Source organism: Streptococcus sp. GS001 (assembly GCF_021595565.1).
In the GTDB taxonomy this organism is placed as follows: Bacteria; Bacillota; Bacilli; order Lactobacillales; family Streptococcaceae; genus Streptococcus; species Streptococcus xiaochunlingii.
On record NZ_JACSYJ010000001.1, the window covers coordinates 652,167 to 671,452 of the forward strand.

The window sequence follows — 19,286 nt, forward strand, 5'->3', positions numbered from 1 at the left end:
GGAATTTAAATTATAGAATGGATGTCGTTTCTTTTGGAAGTGGTGATAATCTTTCCATTCTACAGTATCATTTTAAAATGATTTTCATTGCCTTTTGTTTATTAGTATAAAAGCAGAATATTACCACACGTTGAGTGTGTGGCATTGCTTGTGAGAGCTGAGGCATCAGCGAAGTAGAAATAGATGTTCGGCCCATGAATTGTACACCCAAGAAAACGAGTAAGGTGAAGTGTGATTAGCTGCGTGCTAGTGCAAAAGGAATGCCCAACATATTAATCTAATATAAGTATTAAAACGGTGTAGACAAATGCAAATTTTGGAGGTATAGATTATGGCTTCAAGTAAAGAGTATTTAGATTTCATTTTAGAACAACTATCTGAGTTGGAAGAAATAACATATAAAGCAATGATGGGTGAATATATTATTTATTATCGCGGGAAAATTGTTGGTGGGATTTATGATGATAGGTTTTTAGTGAAGCCTGTTAAATCTGCAATAGCATATATGCCAAATGCAAAATATGAGTTGCCGTATGATGGAGCAAAGGAAATGCTATTGGTAGATGATGTTGACAACAAAGAATTTTTAACCGGCTTATTCAATTCAATTTATGATGAGTTACCTGCACCAAAACCGAAGAAAAAGAAATAATCAAATTCGAATTTGTGGAGAGGATTTGAATGAAAAATGCCGTTATATATGTTCATGGTAAGGGTGGTAATGCAGAAGAAGCTAATCACTATAAACAATTTTTGATGACAGCTTTGAAATCATTGGATTTGATTACAAATCATTGAACCCGTGGGATGCTAAAATCGAGTTTATAAATTATTTGCGAAACAATAATAACAATAAATATTTTAAGAAGTGGGTTGTTGATGGAAATACTAGAGGTTATGGAAAACAGGAAAAATTATATTGAGTTGCTATTATTGGCAGATGAGCAGGAGGATATGATAGACCGTTATATTGATAAGGGTAAAATGTATGTACTTGATGATAATGGTATTAAATGTGAGTGTGTTGTAATCGATGTGGGAAATGGCGTACTTGAAATTAAGAATATTGCGACAGTGCCGGAATATCAAGGCAAAGGTTACGCGAAAGCCATGATTGATTTTATTATCACGAAATACAGAGAAGAGTATTCTACTCTGCAGGTAGGAACGGGCGATAGTCCAATGACGATTCCGTTTTATGAAAAGTGTGGGTTTGTGCGATCACATATCGCCCCGAACTTCTTTACAGACAATTATGACCATCCAATATATGAAGGTGGCATTCAGTTGGTAGACATGGTTTATTTGCGGAGATCTTTCTAAATCCCAGTTTGTCTAACTGAATATTAAACTGTTTAAGACACTTACTTATTTCGAAGACGGGAAATGCTAAGGATGTGGATATGTTTCCAATGACTGCGCATGTTGAGGCGGTAAGTTTGCTAGTCAAGGAGTAAAACGACGAAGATTAGCATTTACTTCCGCCCATGCGATAGCTGTCCGTGATTGACAAGTGCTAGCACGCAGACAGAACGGAGATAGCGAACCGCTGAGTGTGTCGCTCTGCTCGTAAAAGCTTAGAAACCTTTGAACGAAAGGGATAATGAAAGCCTTGATTGCAAGGCTTTTTGCTTTATGGTGGGTAAGTATCAGAGTGAGAAAATTTTTGGAATGAGTAGAAGTGATAGCTAGAAATTATCAGTTTCTATTTCCATTTACCCTGTGGGTACGTGTTTGTTTCCATTGACAAGGAGTTTGTGGGAATAGAAATGTACCCACCTTGTTTGAATCAAGTGAAGTGTAGTTGAAGGAAATCTGTTGAAAGCAATACTTCATTTTACCGAATAAGTAATAATTTAGGCAACTTCAAATCGATTAAAAAAAACTATTTTAAAGGTTAAGAGTAGACAAAAATTGTCCACTCTTTTTTGCAAACTCAATTTATCAATAAATGAAATGAGGGAATGTAAAATGAAATATTTTGAGGTTGAGTTAGAAAATCCTGATGAATTTTTAAAACTACAAACAGAAGATTTTGTGAAAGCTAATCGCTTGCTACTAAGGAAGATAATCCAGAGCGTTACAGTCTATGAAGAAAACTTCGTCATATCCTTTAAATCTGGCATCGAATTGGAAGTATGAGTCTCATTCCATAACTTTTATATTGAACATATCATCTTGTTGTGTTATACTATAAATTGATATAAACAAAGATGTAGGAGGAACCGAAACTATGACAGCCTCAATGCGTTTAAGATAAGCTGGCAATAAAAAAAGCAGAATCTATACCCGATGATAGGCTTTTTTGTTGTGCTTATTTATACGATATTGAGCATTCATTAGTTACGGTGAGGATATTGGTTATTTAACTATACCTTTATTTAACTATGTCTTTAATATGAATGTTTCCAAATTGTATGTATGCAGACCAAAAGCCACATTGTGGGGTTTGGCCTGCATTTTTTATTGCCTAGAATGCTATTCAAAATAGAAATTCAAGCAAAATAATATGCAGGAGATAATATAAATGGAAAAATACAACAATTGGAAACGAAAATTTTATGCAATATGGGCAGGGCAAGCAGTATCATTAATCACTAGTGCCATCCTGCAAATGGCGATTATTTTTTACCTTACAGAAAAAACAGGATCTGCGATGGTCTTGTCTATGGCTTCATTAGTAGGTTTTTTACCCTATGCGATTTTGGGACCTGCCATTGGTGTGCTAGTGGATCGTCATGATAGGAAGAAGATAATGATTGGTGCCGATTTAATTATCGCAGCAGCTGGTGCAGTGCTTGCTATTGTTGCATTCTGTATGGAGCTACCTGTCTGGATGATTATGATAGTATTGTTTATCCGTAGCATTGGAACAGCTTTTCATACCCCAGCACTCAATGCGGTTACACCACTTTTAGTACCAGAAGAACAGCTAACGAAATGCGCAGGCTATAGTCAGTCTTTGCAGTCTATAAGCTATATTGTTAGTCCGGCAGTTGCAGCACTCTTATACTCCGTTTGGGATTTAAATGCTATTATTGCCATCGACGTATTGGGTGCTGTGATTGCATCTATTACGGTAGCAATTGTACGTATACCTAAGCTGGGTAATCAAGTGCAAAGTTTAGAACCAAATTTCATAAGGGAGATGAAAGAAGGAGTTGTGGTTCTGAGACAAAACAAAGGATTGTTTGCCTTATTACTCTTAGGAACACTATATACTTTTGTTTATATGCCAATCAATGCACTATTTCCTTTAATAAGCATGGAACACTTTAATGGAACGCCTGTGCATATTTCTATTACGGAAATTTCCTTTGCATTTGGGATGCTAGCAGGAGGCTTATTATTAGGAAGATTAGGGGGCTTCGAAAAGCATGTATTACTAATAACAAGTTCATTTTTTATAATGGGGACCAGTTTAGCCGTTTCGGGAATACTTCCTCCAAATGGATTTGTAATATTCGTAGTTTGCTGTGCAATAATGGGGCTTTCGGTGCCATTTTATAGCGGTGTGCAAACAGCTCTTTTTCAGGAGAAAATTAAGCCTGAATATTTAGGACGTGTATTTTCTTTGATCGGAAGTATCATGTCACTTGCTATGCCAATTGGGTTAATTCTTTCTGGATTCTTTGCTGATAAAATCGGTGTAAATCATTGGTTTTTACTATCAGGTATTTTAATTATTGGCATTGCTATAGTTTGCCAAATGATAACTGAGGTTAGAAAATTAGATTTAAAATAAACAATATTGGAGGAATATTTATGTATCTTATTTTCATGTAACTCTTCCTGCTAAAATCGCAGGGTTTTCCCTGCATACAAGCAAATGAAAGCATGCGATTATAGACAGGAGGAAATGTTATGGAATTAATATTAAAAGCAAAAGACATTCGTGTGGAATTCAAAGGACGCGATGTTTTAGATATAAATGAATTAGAAGTATATGATTATGACCGTATTGGTTTAGTAGGAGCAAATGGTGCTGGAAAAAGCACTTTACTCAGGGTACTTTTAGGAGAATTAACTCCCCCAGGATGTAAAATGAATCGTCTGGGTGAACTTGCCTATATTCCCCAGTTGGACGAAGTAACTCTGCAGGAGGAAAAAGATTTTGCACTTGTAGGCAAGCTAGGTGTTGAGCAATTAAATATACAGACTATGAGCGGTGGTGAAGAAACAAGGCTTAAAATAGCACAGGCCTTATCGGCACAGGTTCATGGTATTTTAGCGGATGAACCTACGAGCCATTTAGACCGTGAAGGAATTGATTTTCTAATAGGACAGCTAAAATATTTTACAGGTGCACTGTTAGTTATTAGCCATGACCGCTATTTTCTTGATGAAATAGTAGATAAAATATGGGAACTGAAAGATGGCAAAATCACTGAGTATTGGGGAAACTATTCTGATTATCTTCGTCAGAAAGAGGAAGAACGTAAGAGCCAAGCTGCAGAATACGAACAATTTATTGCGGAACGTGCCCGATTGGAAAGGGCTGCGGAGGAAAAGCGAAAACAGGCTCGTAAAATAGAACAGAAGGCAAAAGGTTCTTCAAAGAAAAAAAGTACTGAAGACGGAGGGCGTTTAGCTCATCAAAAATCAATAGGAAGTAAGGAAAAAAAGATGTATAATGCTGCTAAAACCCTAGAGCACAGGATTGCGGCCTTAGGAAAAGTAGAAGCTCCGGAAGGCATTCGCAGAATTCGTTTCAGGCAAAGTAAAGCATTGGAGCTCCATAATCCATACCCTATAGTCGGTGCAGAAATTAATAAAGTATTTGGGGATAAGGCTCTGTTTGAAAATGCATCTTTTCAAATTCCGTTAGGAGCAAAAGTGGCGTTAACTGGTGGTAATGGAATCGGAAAAACAACTTTAATCCAAATGATCTTAAACCATGAAGAAGGAATTTCTATTTCGCCTAAGGCAAAAATAGGTTACTTTGCACAGAATGGTTACAAGTACAACAGTAATCAGAATGTTATGGAGTTTATGCAGAAGGATTGTGACTACAATATATCAGAAATTCGTTCAGTGCTAGCATCTATGGGGTTCAAACAGAACGATATTGGAAAAAGTTTATCTGTTTTAAGCGGTGGAGAAATTATAAAATTGTTGCTTGCTAAAATGCTCATGGGTAGATATAACATCCTAATAATGGATGAACCCAGTAACTTCCTTGACATACCAAGTTTAGAGGCTTTGGAAATACTAATGAAGGAGTACACCGGAACTATCGTGTTTATCACCCACGATAAACGATTACTCGAAAATGTAGCAGATGTAGTTTATGAAATTAGAGATAAGAAAATAAATCTGAAACATTAAATTTAAGGTAGTCGCTGGTCAGTATAGTCTGTTCTGGTTGGCGACTCCATTGTTAAAGAGTATAAAGACTTTAGATTTTATGAATATTAAAAATAGGAACAGTCAATTGAACTGCTCCTATTTTTCTGCTAAATATATTGTAGTTTTCTTATATGTATAATGATAGATTAGCGGATTCTCATCTACGGTACTTACTTCAAATATGAAGAAGTGATCGCGGTTATCTCTGGACTTTTCCTTATTGAGGACAAAGTAATTCTTACGTGAAGTCGCCATTGTTTTTAGGATATCATCAGTTAGGAAGGTCAATGGAATATTCATGTTAGAGTAGCGGTAGAAGTCACGTTCAAAATCTTGGTAGCTCTCGCTATAATAGTCCATTTGTAGGTGATTACGCTGAAACTCAAGCTGATTCATAGAGCACCTCCTCGACAAGTTCAATACTAATAATGTCTTTTAATTTCAAATTGATGTGACCTGTTGTAGTTTTTATCAAAATGAAATCTTTGGTCAGACTTGGTATTGTTCCAGTGTAGGAAACACGCTTGTTTTTTTCAATCACTTGAATGCGTGTGCGTAGCTGCCCGGCGTATACTTGACTGAGGAGTAATAATTTCTTCTCTAGTGATAAGTCAGACATGTACGTTACTTTGTTTGTATCATCAGAGAGTGCTGATGCATGTTCAGATAGGAAAAAGCCCATCCATTTTTGCATCTTTGTATCCTGGTACTCTCTTGCTGATTGAAATGGTAAATATGAACGGTCAATCATATCAAATCCTTTCTATGCAGAGGCAAGGGTATTTTTATCAAATTGAATCGTAAAACCTTGAATTCCCCCACCTGTGTAACATTCTTTAAAGCGATTGATTACCTCAGTATAGATTATCACAGATGAGCTTGTTGGCTTAATGCTAAATGTAAATTCCAATGGTAATCGGTTTTCAGATTTAGCATGTACTAGTCGTATCGATATTTCAGTTGTTTTGAGTTTTCTCTGACGAAGTTTTGAAGTTGCTGTTTCAACGATTCCATGTAAAAATCTTTCAAGCATTTCAATATCATTACATCCTTTGCTACGGATTTCTGAAAATTGTACTGTATTTTTTTCTTGTTTCATTTTAATCCCTCCAATCCACCCGCGGAATGACCACCGATAAGTTTACTGCGTTCAATATTTTTGGAACCTTCAGTTAGGACGGTTCCTTTTTGTATGGCTAAAAAACCAAACTGTTCTCTGACAACATCAATAGCTGTCTGAAGTCTATTATCTTTTTCAATTTGTTCTACATCATCAAAGAGTGATAGTAGAGTATAGCTTTCATCTACGAAGCCACTATAAGATACACCAATTTGTCTCACTGCACCAGAGGTGTATTTTTTCGGAATAATACAAGTACATGACTCACCATTGTTTTGGGGAGATTTGCGGGTTCAATTTTATTCTGAGCATTTATAGATTTTTTCATCTCAGTCCTAGAATAGCCAATATGAATAGAAACGACAGTAGTCAATACTAGGGCTACTGTTCCGTTCCACAGTATCATTTAAAAATCATTTTCACACCCTTTCGTCTATTAGTATAGAAGAAAGCTCTCAGCACATGTGGAGTGTATAGCGTTGATACAAAGAGTCAAATCATGAAAAATCCTTCATTTGAAATGATTGTATAAACAGTTGGAATTTAAGGAGAGAAAAATGATTTTAGAAACGGAAAGATTGATTCTTCGCCCATGGGAAGAAAAAGACGCCAATGATTTATTTCAATATGCCAGTAATCCCGAGGTGGGTCCGATTGCAGGTTGGCCAGTACATACAAGCGTTGAAAATAGTAGGGAGATTATAAAAAGTTATCTTTCAGCACCTGAGACATACGCCATTGTTTTAAAAGAAACGATGCAGCCAGTGGGTAGCATCGGATTGATGATTGGATCTGCAAGTGATAAAAGGATTCCGGATACTGATGCCGAGATTGGTTACTGGATTGGAGTTCCTTATTGGGGTCAGGGTCTGATACCAGAAGCAGTTCGTGAGATAATGAGACATGGATTTTATTACTTGAATCTGGAGAAATTGTGGTGCGGTTATTTTGATGGCAATACAAAGTCGCAGAGAGTTCAGGAAAAATGTGGGTTCCGTTATCATCATACAAAAGAGAAGGTTCCATGTGCATTGGAAGGAGTTCTTCGCACAGAACACATAACCTGTCTATCAAAGGCAGAGTGGATTTCAATTCAGTAAATCCCAGTTTATCGAGGTAACCCCTTTTAACGAGTAAAATGAATTTATAAATTTTCTAAAAGAAATAGAAGAAAATTTGTGTGTAACTGCAACGAGTAGATTGCAGTTTTTTATTTTGAATAATTAGTTGAAATAATAAGATACTTCATAAGGGAATGTTTACAAAACGAAATTGCTTATAAAAAATGAAAATAGATTGAAACTTTCTGAAAATTTATGGAAAAACCTTGACATTACATTTTTATTTTGATACTATCATTCTGACTTCGAAGAACAAAAATTCTTTTTGCTTGAGAAGAATAATAAAAAAATTTTAAAAGGAGCTTGTTATGTTATCGTTCAAGAATAATAAAACGATTAAGTATGCCTTGAGAAAAACCTCAGTTGCTTTTGGTTCTGTTGCTGTCGCAACAATGATTGCAACTGCAGGTATTGCAACTGTATCTGCCGATGAAATTTCATCAGCATCAACATCCGTTACTTCGACTACAACAGTAACTGGTGAGGAAACAAAAGAGGTTGCTGTTCCAGAGAAGTTGGAAGAAGCTAAAACTGCTGCAACAAATGAAGGTCTTGAAGTAAAAGAAACAGAGACTAAAAAGCAAGATTCAGAGGAAGCTGCTGCTAAAGATTACGAAAAACAAGTTACTGAAATTAATAAAACTGTAGCTGATTATAAAGCTGAAGTAGCAGCAAATCAAAAAGCTTACGAAAAAGAAAAAGCTGAAGTTGATTCAAAAAATGCTGCTGCACAAGCAAATTACGACAAAGAGCTTGCAGTCTACAACGAAAAACTTACTGCTTATCAAAAGGAATTAACTGAAAAAACAGCAGAAAAAACAGCTGTAGAGAAAAGTAATGAAGAAGCGCGTGTTACTTATGAAAAAGCGCTTGAAGAATATAATACAGCTCTTGCAGCATACAATGCATCTGTAAAAGCAAATCAAGAAGCCACTGAAAGCAATAAATTGGCTCAAGCAGAGTATGAAACTAAATTAGCCGAATACAAAACTAAAAAAGCTGCTTATGATGAAGCACAAGCTGCTTACTTGATTGAACTCGAAATTTACAACAAGAAAAAAGCACAATACGATGATGCTAAAGATGCCTTCAATAAGACAGTTGCAGAGCGTGGTGGAAATCCTGCAAAATACAAACAAGATTTGACATTCCTCTCTGAAGAACTTGCTGATGGTGAAACAACTAAAATCACACACCAAACAACTGGATTAACAACCTACTTGACAAAAGAAGGTCAAGCTCGTATGTACGGTGATGGTAAAGCTACTAAGATGTATGAAACTAAGAATCTTCAAGATTCTGATGTGACAACTACAAACCCATATGCTAACAATGAAATCGAGTGGGGAGTTGTAAAAGTCGGAGACAAATTTGATGTGACATACACAGGACTTACTCAAGCTAAAATTGTAAAAGGTAGCGAAGAAAAACGTATTGCAAAAGTTGTTTATAAATACGAAGTGAAGAGCCTTCCATCATCAGATGGAAAAGGAATCGTTCAAATTTATAACGATCCAGCGGTTACAATGACAATTGGTAGCTCAACTGATACTGAAAACCCAGTTACAGTTGGTGTTGACATTGAGTTTTATGATGAAAATGACCAATTGATTGATTTGTCACAACACAATGCAATCCTTGCCCTTAACTCACTTAACCACTGGAATGGTGCATCTTATGTTGAAAATGACAAACCTCGTACTCTAGTTGTTGAAGCTAAAGATAGCGAAGGTAATACAGTTCGTGGAACTTGGGATCCATATTCAGATGGAAGTGAACCAAAACTTGATGGTGCAGACGTTGTTGTGAAAAGCGGTAAAGCTGACTTCGGTAGTGCAGAAGTTGATATCAATGCTGACAATCCTTTGAAAATCGTCTCTCAAAAAGCAACATGGGTTGATGATGCCTTTAAAGTAACTGAAGAAACAGTAGTCGATGCTACAACAGTGAACGCATCTGGTGGCGGAAATGGTCACTCAGTTGGTACCGAAGATTACACATTTGGTGATAAATCAGACGTTATCGGTACTTACACTGTTGACGCAACATCAGGCGTTTTGAGATACACACCAAAAATGAAACACCAAAATACTCCTCACGTCGAGTCTGTAAACATTGGTGACAAAGAGTTTATTAAACTTCCAAATTCAAGTGTAGACCAAGAATCATCTACAAAAGAAGTATCTGCTAAAGAACAAAACCAATACATGGATCAAGGTGCAACATTTAATGCAGACTCTTCAAGTGAAACTAAGGGTTGGGATGATCCTAAGAGTCCTTACCTCTACTATGGTGGTGCTGCTGTTATTTTAAAAGATGGTCATCTTGAATTTACAGCTAAAGGTGCTAACGCAACAGACGAAGCAACTCTCTATTGGTTCTCTATCAACTCAAACGTTGCCTTCCCTCAAGATCCAGGTGAAGAGCCAGTTAAACCAACAGAACCAACACCTCCAGTTAAACCTGAAAAACCGGAATTGACAGAAGTACCAACTGTTAAAGAAAAACCAGTTCCACCTACAGAACCAAAATATAAAACTGTACCTGTCTTACCAAGCGAACCAGTTAAACCAGAAGCACCTGAATTACTTAAGGAACCTGTCAAGAAAGAAACAGAAAAACCAGTTGTTGAATGGCATAAGAATGTTGTGCTTATCAAGAAAGATGAAAAACCACAACCTAAGCCAGGAGCAAAACAAGAGCCTAAGCCAGAGCCTAAGCCAGGGTCAAAATCAGAACCTAAGCAAAAAGATTCAGAAGCAGTACTACCAAATACTGGATCAGCTAGTCAATCATTCATGACTTATTCAGCACTTATTGGTTTAGCTACTGCCGGTTATGCTTTGTCAAGAAAGAAAAAAGCAGACTAGTTTTAGTACTACCCAAAAAGGTTAAACAACTAATTTATCTAGAGGCTTTAGTCCTATATTGCACAGGACTAAAGCCTTTTAAATTATGTGATTTTCAGTCCATCTCGCTCCGTGAGGTGCGAGACAAATGAACCACCCGCTATGAGGGTTATACCAAAAAACTCCAAACGCGATACAATTAAGGTGTTCAAGCCAATTGTAAAGCGAAAGAAGAAAAGTATGGCTCAAAAAGCACATAGTTTATCTCACGCAAAGTGGATGTGTAAATATCACATTTGTAGTTTGACGATAATGTCAGCATACTTCTTAAAATTGACTGTCTGTATTTGTAAAACTTCTGTCTTCAACTGCTCAATTGCAACCAAAGAATCCTTAAGTTGTTCTATTTTTTACGAAGAACATCTGCCTGCTACGTAAGAGCTTTAGCAACATCATCAGGTGTTTTCAAAGAGATCAAACGCCCCTTGATATCCTTGAGAGAAAAGCCCAGTGATTTCAAAGACAATATCTGATGGAGCATCTCTAAATCTTTATCTGTATTAAGCCTGCGACCACCCTCACTTTCTGCCGATGGGAAAGCAAGCCCCTCTTTATCGTAATATTGTAGAGTACGGATGGTAATGCCGATTTTCTTTGCTAGTTGTCCAACTGTCATAAAACCTTCTGGAATCACTCTATATTTGGTCATACTTACCCACCTCCTCATAAATATTGTAAATCGTTACGTAAAGTCATGAACAAGACTTTTTGAAAAAATAATTTTTTTGTAACCGCTTTTTTCTGCTATAATATTACTAGATAGAAATGTGGGAGTTTCAATCATGGTTACAAAACGGTTTTTGAAAAATGTTATTGTTGCGATGGTCTCGGTTTTTATGTCTTTGACCGTTTTGCAAGGTGTTCAAGCCCAGCAAACTGGACTCGATTACAAAAGTCTCAACCTGTTGCCTTTTACTGGTAATAAGCAGCTCGTTCTAGGTGAGTTTGATCATTTAGGTCGTGCGACTTCAGCTCACATACAGTTACAAGATAAGGATGAACCAAAGCAGAAAAGAGAGCCCCGACTTACTTATAACCCAGTTGGTTGGCATAATTATAAAATGTCCTATGGAAACAAAGGAAAGAAAGCCTGGTTGTTCCATAGAGGGCATCTGGTAGGCTATCAATTTAGTGGCTTGTCTAATGAAGGGAAAAATTTAGTTCCTTTGACAGCTTGGACTAATAGTGGAAATTATAGTGGGACTGCAGATAGTAATAGTGAGGGAATGCTCTACTATGAAAAGCGCTTGGATAGTTGGTTGGCCACTCACCCTAATTACTGGCTAGACTATAAGGTGACTCCGGTCTATACAGGTGATGAATTAATTCCGAGACAAGTCATTTTACAGTATGTAGGGATTGATCAAGAAGGAAATCTACTCCGTATTAATCTAGGAAGTCCGAAAGAATCTGTAGATGCTTATGGGATTACCACCGTCACCTTGGATAACTACTCTAAGAACGCAACGATTGATTATTTAAAAGGAACAGCGACTCCATCACTGGTTCCGACGGAACCAAGTAGTCAACCTCAACCTTCAAGTCCTCCTGTAGATATGCAACCAAGTCAAGGTCCTCAACCGAGTCAATCAGTAGAAGCTGCGCAACCAGTTCAGCCAGTCGAGCCTGCTGCACCAAGTCGTCAACATGCTCCAGTAGTTTATGTGGCAAGAAATGGAAATGCGGATGTTTATTGGTATTCAAAGGATAATATGCCGAGAAACACTAATTTTGCGAATGTAATCGAAATGTCAGAAGAGCAAGCGCTGAATCTTGGAAAGAGGCATACATCAAAAGAATAAAGCTAAAATTTAAGCATATAAAAAAGCCCTGTAGGGCTTTTTGTGTGCAAGCTAATCTTGGAAAGTTAGAAGTTATGAATTATCTCCTCCAATATCTTGCAAAGCTTTTTATTAAGTTGTATACTAGAACATGATTTTGTGTAATCGTTCGCATAAACTGATGAATGATGAGAAAGAAAAGTAGGAGACGAGGACAGATGGAATTAACAGCGATTTATCACCGGCCTGAATCGGAGTATGCCTATCTATATAAGGACGGCCAGCTCCACATTCGCATCCAGACCAAGAAAGAAGATATCAAACGGATTTTCTTGCACTATGGGGATCCTTTTATTTTTATCGAGGACCTCTATGAGGTAACCAAGGAAATGGACAAGGTAACCTCAGATGATTTGTTTGATTATTGGCAGGTGTTGGTATCAGTTGGTCATGCACGTGTCCAGTATCTCTTTGAATTAGAGGACACAGCGGGAGAGAAGATCTTGTACGGAGATCGAGGTCTGGCAGCCTACACCAAGGAGAACCTGAACTTCGTTATGAACGGCTTTAAGCTTCCTTTTATCCATGAGATTGATGGGTGTGCTGTTCCGGACTGGGTGGCGCAGACGATTTGGTACCAGATTTTTCCTGAGCGCTTTGCTAATGGCAATCCAGCCCTTTCCCCTGAAGGCGTCCGTCCGTGGGATGCGTCTATTGCCCCTACAATGTTGGATTTCTTTGGTGGAGATTTGCAAGGGATCATTGATCACTTGGACTACTTACAGGAGTTAGGGATCACAGGGCTCTACCTTTGCCCGATTTTTGAATCGCCGAGCAACCACAAATACGATACCATCGATTACTTTGAAATTGATCGGCATTTTGGAGATAAGGAAACCTTCCGCCAGCTAGTGAAAGAGGCTCACGCGCGTGGGATGAAGATCATGTTGGATGCCGTCTTTAACCATATTGGCTATGATTCACCCCAATGGCAGGATGTGCTCAAAAACGGGGAAGATTCGGTTTACAAGGACTGGTTCCATATCAAAGAGTTCCCAGTTGAGACGGATAATCTCTGGAACAATCGTGACTTAACCTATCATGCTTTTGCCTTTGCGGGCTATATGCCTAAACTTAATACAGCTAATCCTGAGGTGAAGGCCTATCTCTTGAAGGTGGCGACATACTGGATTGAAGAGTTTGATATCGATGCTTGGCGACTGGACGTGGCCAATGAAATCGACCATCAATTCTGGAGGGATTTCCGCAAGGCGGTCTTGGCCAAGAAGCAAGACCTCTATATTCTCGGGGAAATCTGGCATTCATCCCAACCATGGCTCAATGGTGATGAGTTCCATGCGGTGATGAACTATCCCCTCTCTGAAAGTATCAAGGATTATTTCCTGCGTGGGCATAAGGAGACGCAACGCTTCATTTGGGAGATCAATAGCCAGTCTATGTACTACAGGCAACAGATCTCTGAGGTGATGTTCAACCTCTTAGACTCCCATGATACAGAGCGTATCTTGACGACGGCCAAAGGCGAACTCCAGTCCGTCAAGTCTGCCCTCGCCTTCCTCTATCTGCAACGGGGAACGCCATGTATCTACTATGGAACGGAGCTAGCCCTCATCGGCGGCCCAGACCCGGATTGCCGGCGTGTCATGCCTTGGGAGCGCGTGTCAGCGGACAACGATATGCTGAACTTTATGAAGGACTTGATTCAGCTACGAAAAGAAGTAGCAGAGTTGATTCAACATGGTAAAGTAAGCTTAGAAGAAGTTGATCCAGATGTGGTGTCAGTAGAATGGCAATATGAAGGACAGCTCCTTAAAGCTTACTTTAACCACTCCAAGAAAGACGTTGTCCTAGAAAGAGAACAAGCTGATCTGATCAGTCTTGGAAGCATCTCGGATGATCAATTGATCATTCAGCCAAATGGCTTTGTTATTTATAGAGAAGATTAGTAAGAAAGAAGCTGGAATCGAAAGATTGCAGTCTTTCTTTTTTATTAATGGTTTCTTTATTTGTGCCCTTATATTATAATGGGAGATGAGAAGGGGGAGACGGTGATGAAGATGTTAGCAATCAATCCTATTTCGTTTAAAAAAAGAATGACAGAATTTCTGTTTGATTATCTTTTCATTCTAGCTTATTTAGTACTTCTATTTTTAGGTTCGATGCTTATTTACATTATTTTTTTTAATGGCGTCCCAGATTTTACAGAAATTCAGTCGCAGTGGCTTGTATTTTTCACCTCTGTTTTGCCAATCACGCTCCTGTTCACATTCTTGGATTATAAAAATGATGGCAGTTTTGGGAAGATAAATGCGGGACTTGAATTGGTCTACCAGAAAAAAACAGTGCAGGCTAGCTTGATTAGAAATGTCATCAAATTTTTACCTTGGCAACTCGGTCATATGGGCACGATTCATGGCTTCTATAGTGATTTTGATGGGTTATCCATTATCCTTTCTATTTCAGCGACTTTACTCGCAGTTTCCTTACTGGCAATGACGATATTTCGGAAAGATAAGAGGCATCTAGGAGACTTGCTAGCCCATACGCAAGTGCAACTAAAAGAAGACTAGGGTACAGATTGTTTATCTTATCCTTAAAGAAAAAGACAAACATAGTTAGGAAGTATCTGTATGAATGAGACTGTTGAGTTTACAAATCTTTGTATGGTAAGAGACTGCGATAGAGTTCTTGTTATTGATCGTAAAAAAGAGGACTGGCCAGGTATAACCTTTCCTGGAGGTCATGTCGAAGTGGGAGAATCATTTACGGAAGCAGTAATCCGTGAAGTGAAGGAAGAAACTGGCTTAAAGATCGCTTCTCCCCAGATGTGTGGAATGAAAGATTGGGTGGAAGACGACATTCGTTATGTAGTTCTCTTTTATAAGACAGAAAAGTTTGAAGGAGACTTAATATCCTCTGAAGAGGGGGAAGTCTGGTGGGAGGACCTGAAAGAATTACCAAATCTAGACCTCTCCTTAGATATGGAAGATATGCTTCGTATTTTTCTTGAAGAAGATCTTTCTGAATTTTTCTACTACCAAGATGGAGAAAACTGGAAGTACGATTTAAAATGAAATATTTAAATTGTTTTTTAAAAAAGAACTAATGAATGACAAATAAATGTAAATAATTTTAATATTAAAGAGAAGCTCAATCAAACAATTATTGTCATAATATTATTTTAAAAAATAATAGAATTTTTACTTCGTATTAAATCGTAACAAAGTAGAGTGGCAATCGGAAGATTGTTTAATACTTTCGTTTTAAATCATATTTTTTAAATGGAGAAATTTGGGAGGAAAAATTCCTCTATTTTTTTGCTAAAATCTAAAATTTCAAGGGAAATAAAAATAGCATAAATATTTGGTATAATTTAGTTTAAAATATTGACTTTAATTGTTAAAAGTAGTACTATATTTTTGAATTATTTTAAATAATTCAACGTATTTAAGAAACGGTGTTGGTTTTTTAAATATGATTATTAAAAAAGTGTAGGAAGAAGGAAATATTTAATGGTGAAAAAGTTTAAGATTAAGCCGTTTTTAATATTTTTTGTCTCGATTCTGACCATCTTGGGAACATTGTTTTCATCAAATAATGTTGCTTTTGCAGATGGGAAGGAATTGACAGGTGTAGTAACTGACATCAGTGTCCTCAACATGTCGGATTCAAAATTGGAACCGAATAGTGATGGTACTTATCAGATTATTACAAATCGTTCAAATCAGTTCTTCGTTCAATTTGACCTGAAACAATATGATGGCAAATTGGCTAATGGCGATTACTTTGATGTTGATATTCCAACTCCAGTAACCGTCTATAACGGAACAACTGAATTGTTCGATAAGGAAACAAAAGTTAATATCGGTACAGTAGTTGTTACTGCTAATGGTGATAACCAAGGTGGTAAAGCACGTGTTACTTTGAAGAACCTTGATGAGTTCCAAGCTAAAACTGGTGGAGACACCGTCAAGGGTGTGAAAGGAAATTATGCAATTACTTTCCTATTTAAGAGTGACCAAACAGCAACACCACTAACTTTTGAAAACAAGGGTGTTGGTAAAACAATCACACATACCTTTACATCTAAGACAGTTGACAGCAAGCAAGAAGGCTTCGAAAACTTTGCTAAGGTTGGTAACGATGTAGTAAGTAAAGAATGGACTTCAGCAAAGTTAGCAGCAATTGGTTCAGTAGGTAAAGGTGACGTATACTCTCCATGGAGAATTCGTGTCAATACTGGAAGACAAGACTATGGTAAAAACTTAGTTTTGAATGACTTCCTTCCAAATACATCTGAGTTTGCTCCTATCCAGTATATCCCAGAGTCATTGGTAGTTTATTCTTCTGCAACATTGAACGATGGAACTTCTCAAGTTCCTTCTGATGCTAAGAAGATGGTAGAAGGTACTGACTATACTGTAGCTTGGAATGAAAACTATACTCAGTTTAACCTTATCTTTGCAGATGGATCTAAATCGTATTGGGTAGAATACCATACCACAACACCAGGTGATGGTAGAAAAGTTCAAAACGTTATCCAGTTGACTAAAGCAGATGGAACTGCACTTACTCAACGTAGCAATCGTACAAATTTAGATTTCAAAGCTGAACGTGTATCTCTTGTAAAAGGACAAATCGAAGCTTCTACAGCCTTCAAGATTAAGATCAACAAGACAAATGCCTTCACATTGGTTCCAGTTGCAGGCGCTGTTTATACAGTGAAGTCAGAAGATGGAACTATCACTACAGAATTGACTACAAATGAAAAAGGTGTAGCAATCTCTGATGAATTTGATCAAAAATATGTTGGTAAGACATTCATCATCAAAGAGAAAACAGCTCCTTCTGGATATACTCTTGATGAAAAAGAATACAAGGTAACTCTTGGAGCTGAAGGTTCTAAGATCAACCTTCAAGACGAACCAATCGCAGCAGATTTCTCAATTACTGCTAAGAAAGTAATTGCTGGGAATCGTCCAGTAGCCTTAAAAGATGGTGAGTTCAAGTTTGATTTGTACAATGCAAACAACTTGACTACTCCAATTGCTTCAACAACAAACAAAGCAGATGGAAGCATCACATTTGAAGGTTTGAAAGCTAAAGGTCCTGGTACCTATAACTATGTCATCAAAGAAAATACTGAAACTAAAGTTCCAGGTATCACATTTGATGAAAACTCATACGAAGTAACAGTCGTTGTTAAAGCTGAAGGTGGAACACTTAAAGCTGAGGTTACAACTCAAGCACCAACTTTAACAAACACATATGAGCCATCACCAGCTCGTGCTACATTCAAAGCAACTAAAGAATTGGTTGGTAAAGAACTTGCTAACGAACAATTTGAGTTTGAATTGAGCGAAGGTGGTAAAGTCATTGCAACGTCTTCAAATGGTAAGACAGTCAATGGTGTTGAAGCAGCAACAAATGAAGTAGTCTTCTCAGTTCTCTATACTGAAGCTGGAGACCACGAATATACAATTACAGAAAAAGCTGGTACAGCAGAAGGAATTACTTATTCTAAGGAAAGCTATACAGTTCATGTCAAAGTTGTAGATAACGGTGAAGGTAAACTCGTAGCGACTGTTACAGAAGCTGACGAAGCTCGTAAGTTTACAAATACCTATAAAGCTACTCCAGCAGAAGCTGTCATTAAAGCTACTAAGGAATTAGTAGGTAAAGAACTTACTAAAGAACAATTCGAATTCGAATTGAGCGAAAGCGGAAATGTTATCGCAACATCATCAAACGGTAAAGAAGTTGAAGGTGTTGAAGTAGCGACAAATGAAGTAGCCTTCAAACTTTCATACACTGAACCAGGTGAGCACGAATATGTGTTGACAGAAAAAGCTGGATCAGTAGCAGGAGTTGAATACTCTAAAGAAAGCCACACAATCCATGTCTCAGTAGTAGATAATGGTGAAGGTAAACTAGTTGCAACTGTCACAGAACCAGATTCAACTCGTAAGTTTACAAATACTTATAAAGTTTCGCCAACTGAAGCTGTCATTAAAGCAACTAAAGAATTGGTTGGTAAAGAACTTACTAAGGAACAATTCGAATTCGAATTGAGCGAAGGCGGAAATGTTATTGCAACATCATCAAACGGTAAAGAAGTTGAAGGTGTTGAAGTAGCGACAAATGAAGTAGCCTTCAAACTTTCATACACTGAACCAGGTGAGCACGAATATGTGTTGACAGAAAAAGCTGGATCAGTAGCAGGAGTTGAATACTCTAAAGAAAGCCACACAATCCATGTCTCAGTAGTAGATAATGGTGAAGGTAAATTAGTTGCTACTGTTAAAGAAGAAGATTCAACTCGTAAGTTTACAAACAAATATAAAGCAACACCAGCTGAAGCAGTCATCAAAGCAACTAAAGAATTAGTTGGTAAAGAACTTGCTAAAGAACAATTTGAGTTTGAATTGAGCGAAGGCGGAAACGTTATTGCAACCTCATCAAACGGTAAAGAAGTTGAAGGCGTTGAAGTAGCGACAAATGAAGTAGCTTTCAAACTTTCATACACTGAACCAGGTGAGCACGAATATGTGATTACAGAGAAAGCTGGTTCTGAAGAAGGTGTTACTTATTCAGAAGAAAGCTACACTGTCCATGTTTCAGTAGTAGATAATGGTGAAGGTAAGCTTGTTGCAACTGTTCAAGAAGCAGATTCTCCACGTAAGTTTACAAATACTTATGTAACTACAACTACAACAACAACTACAACAACCACGACTACAACAACCGAGGAACCTACAACAACAACTACAACAACAGAGGAACCTACAACAACTACAACAACAACTCCGGAACCAACCACAACCACAACAACAACTCCGGAACCAACTACAACCACAACAACAACTCCAGAGTCAACAACTCCAGAGTCAACAACTCCAGAGTCAACAACTCCAGAGTCAACAACTCCAGAGTCAACAACTCCAGAGTCAACAACTCCAGAGTCAACAACTCCAGAGTCAACAAC

At 37.6% G+C, this 19,286-nt stretch carries 17 protein-coding genes; 12 read left to right on the forward strand and 5 right to left on the reverse strand.

Annotation, left to right across the window (positions count from 1 at the left end; translation table 11 throughout):
- Nucleotides 1-331: 331 nt before the first annotated feature.
- The 5 genes from H8S88_RS03255 to msr(D) all read left to right on the forward strand — a co-directional run bounded on the left by H8S88_RS03255 (nt 332) and on the right by msr(D) (nt 5,328).
- Nucleotides 332-652 (forward strand): TfoX/Sxy family protein, encoded by a 321-nt coding sequence (locus H8S88_RS03255; protein WP_070439264.1) that lies wholly within the window; start codon nt 332-334, stop codon nt 650-652.
- A gap of 227 nt (nt 653-879) precedes the next feature.
- Nucleotides 880-1,323: a GNAT family N-acetyltransferase gene (locus H8S88_RS03260; RefSeq protein ID WP_049514508.1), complete on the forward strand. Its 444-nt coding sequence runs from the start codon at nt 880-882 to the stop codon at nt 1,321-1,323.
- Nucleotides 1,324-1,971: 648 nt separating this feature from the next.
- Nucleotides 1,972-2,142 (forward strand): hypothetical protein, encoded by a 171-nt coding sequence (locus tag H8S88_RS03265; RefSeq protein ID WP_000873143.1) that lies wholly within the window; start codon nt 1,972-1,974, stop codon nt 2,140-2,142.
- Nucleotides 2,143-2,527: 385 nt separating this feature from the next.
- On the forward strand, nt 2,528-3,745 hold the full coding sequence (mef(A), locus tag H8S88_RS03270) for a macrolide efflux MFS transporter Mef(A) (RefSeq protein ID WP_000417519.1): 1,218 nt from the start codon (nt 2,528-2,530) through the stop codon (nt 3,743-3,745).
- A gap of 119 nt (nt 3,746-3,864) precedes the next feature.
- Nucleotides 3,865-5,328: an ABC-F type ribosomal protection protein Msr(D) gene (msr(D), locus tag H8S88_RS03275; protein ID WP_000420313.1), complete on the forward strand. Its 1,464-nt coding sequence runs from the start codon at nt 3,865-3,867 to the stop codon at nt 5,326-5,328.
- A 117-nt stretch (nt 5,329-5,445) separates the two neighbouring features.
- On the opposite strand, the gene H8S88_RS03280 is transcribed toward msr(D), so the two are convergent.
- Genes H8S88_RS03280 through H8S88_RS03295 form a run of 4 tightly spaced genes read right to left on the reverse strand, consistent with a single transcriptional unit; the run spans nt 5,446 to nt 6,690 of the window.
- Nucleotides 5,446-5,745, reverse strand: coding sequence for a DUF5960 family protein (locus H8S88_RS03280; RefSeq protein WP_001072467.1), 300 nt, complete (start codon nt 5,743-5,745; stop codon nt 5,446-5,448).
- Nucleotides 5,732-6,100, reverse strand: coding sequence for a hypothetical protein (locus tag H8S88_RS03285; RefSeq protein WP_000567222.1), 369 nt, complete (start codon nt 6,098-6,100; stop codon nt 5,732-5,734). The genes H8S88_RS03280 and H8S88_RS03285 overlap by 14 nt, the downstream gene beginning before the upstream one ends.
- 12 nt (nt 6,101-6,112) lie before the next feature.
- Nucleotides 6,113-6,448, reverse strand: a complete 336-nt coding sequence (locus tag H8S88_RS03290) for a DinB/UmuC family translesion DNA polymerase (protein ID WP_000806926.1) — start codon at nt 6,446-6,448, stop codon at nt 6,113-6,115.
- Nucleotides 6,445-6,690: a hypothetical protein gene (locus H8S88_RS03295; protein ID WP_236127918.1), complete on the reverse strand. Its 246-nt coding sequence runs from the start codon at nt 6,688-6,690 to the stop codon at nt 6,445-6,447. The genes H8S88_RS03290 and H8S88_RS03295 overlap by 4 nt, the downstream gene beginning before the upstream one ends.
- A 336-nt stretch (nt 6,691-7,026) precedes the next feature.
- Between H8S88_RS03295 and H8S88_RS03300 the strand changes: the two genes are divergently transcribed.
- Nucleotides 7,027-7,569 carry a GNAT family N-acetyltransferase gene (locus H8S88_RS03300; protein ID WP_236127919.1) on the forward strand — a complete coding sequence of 181 codons (543 nt, stop codon included), beginning with the start codon at nt 7,027-7,029 and terminating at the stop codon, nt 7,567-7,569.
- Between the two features lie 329 nt (nt 7,570-7,898).
- On the forward strand, nt 7,899-10,460 hold the full coding sequence (locus tag H8S88_RS03305) for a GbpC/Spa domain-containing protein (RefSeq protein ID WP_236127920.1): 2,562 nt from the start codon (nt 7,899-7,901) through the stop codon (nt 10,458-10,460).
- A gap of 409 nt (nt 10,461-10,869) precedes the next feature.
- On the opposite strand, the gene H8S88_RS09950 is transcribed toward H8S88_RS03305, so the two are convergent.
- Complete coding sequence (locus H8S88_RS09950; RefSeq protein ID WP_431978936.1) at nt 10,870-11,148, reverse strand: MerR family transcriptional regulator; 279 nt, start codon at nt 11,146-11,148, stop codon at nt 10,870-10,872.
- Nucleotides 11,149-11,281: 133 nt separating this feature from the next.
- Here H8S88_RS09950 and H8S88_RS03315 point away from each other — a divergent pair, with 133 nt between their 5' ends.
- From H8S88_RS03315 to H8S88_RS03335, 5 genes are all read left to right on the forward strand, one after another.
- On the forward strand, nt 11,282-12,301 hold the full coding sequence (locus tag H8S88_RS03315) for a DNA/RNA non-specific endonuclease (RefSeq protein WP_236127921.1): 1,020 nt from the start codon (nt 11,282-11,284) through the stop codon (nt 12,299-12,301).
- A 197-nt stretch (nt 12,302-12,498) separates the two neighbouring features.
- Nucleotides 12,499-14,247, forward strand: coding sequence for a glycoside hydrolase family 13 protein (locus H8S88_RS03320; protein WP_236127922.1), 1,749 nt, complete (start codon nt 12,499-12,501; stop codon nt 14,245-14,247).
- A gap of 105 nt (nt 14,248-14,352) precedes the next feature.
- Entirely contained in the window at nt 14,353-14,871 is a 519-nt protein-coding gene (locus tag H8S88_RS03325) for an RDD family protein (RefSeq protein ID WP_236127923.1), read from the forward strand.
- Nucleotides 14,872-14,931: 60 nt separating this feature from the next.
- A complete protein-coding gene (locus H8S88_RS03330; protein WP_236127924.1) occupies nt 14,932-15,375 on the forward strand; it encodes an 8-oxo-dGTP diphosphatase in 444 nt (147 codons plus the stop codon).
- Between the two features lie 438 nt (nt 15,376-15,813).
- Nucleotides 15,814-19,286, forward strand: a 3,473-nt coding sequence (locus tag H8S88_RS03335; protein WP_236127925.1) for a Spy0128 family protein, incomplete at its 3' end; no start/stop codon positions are given.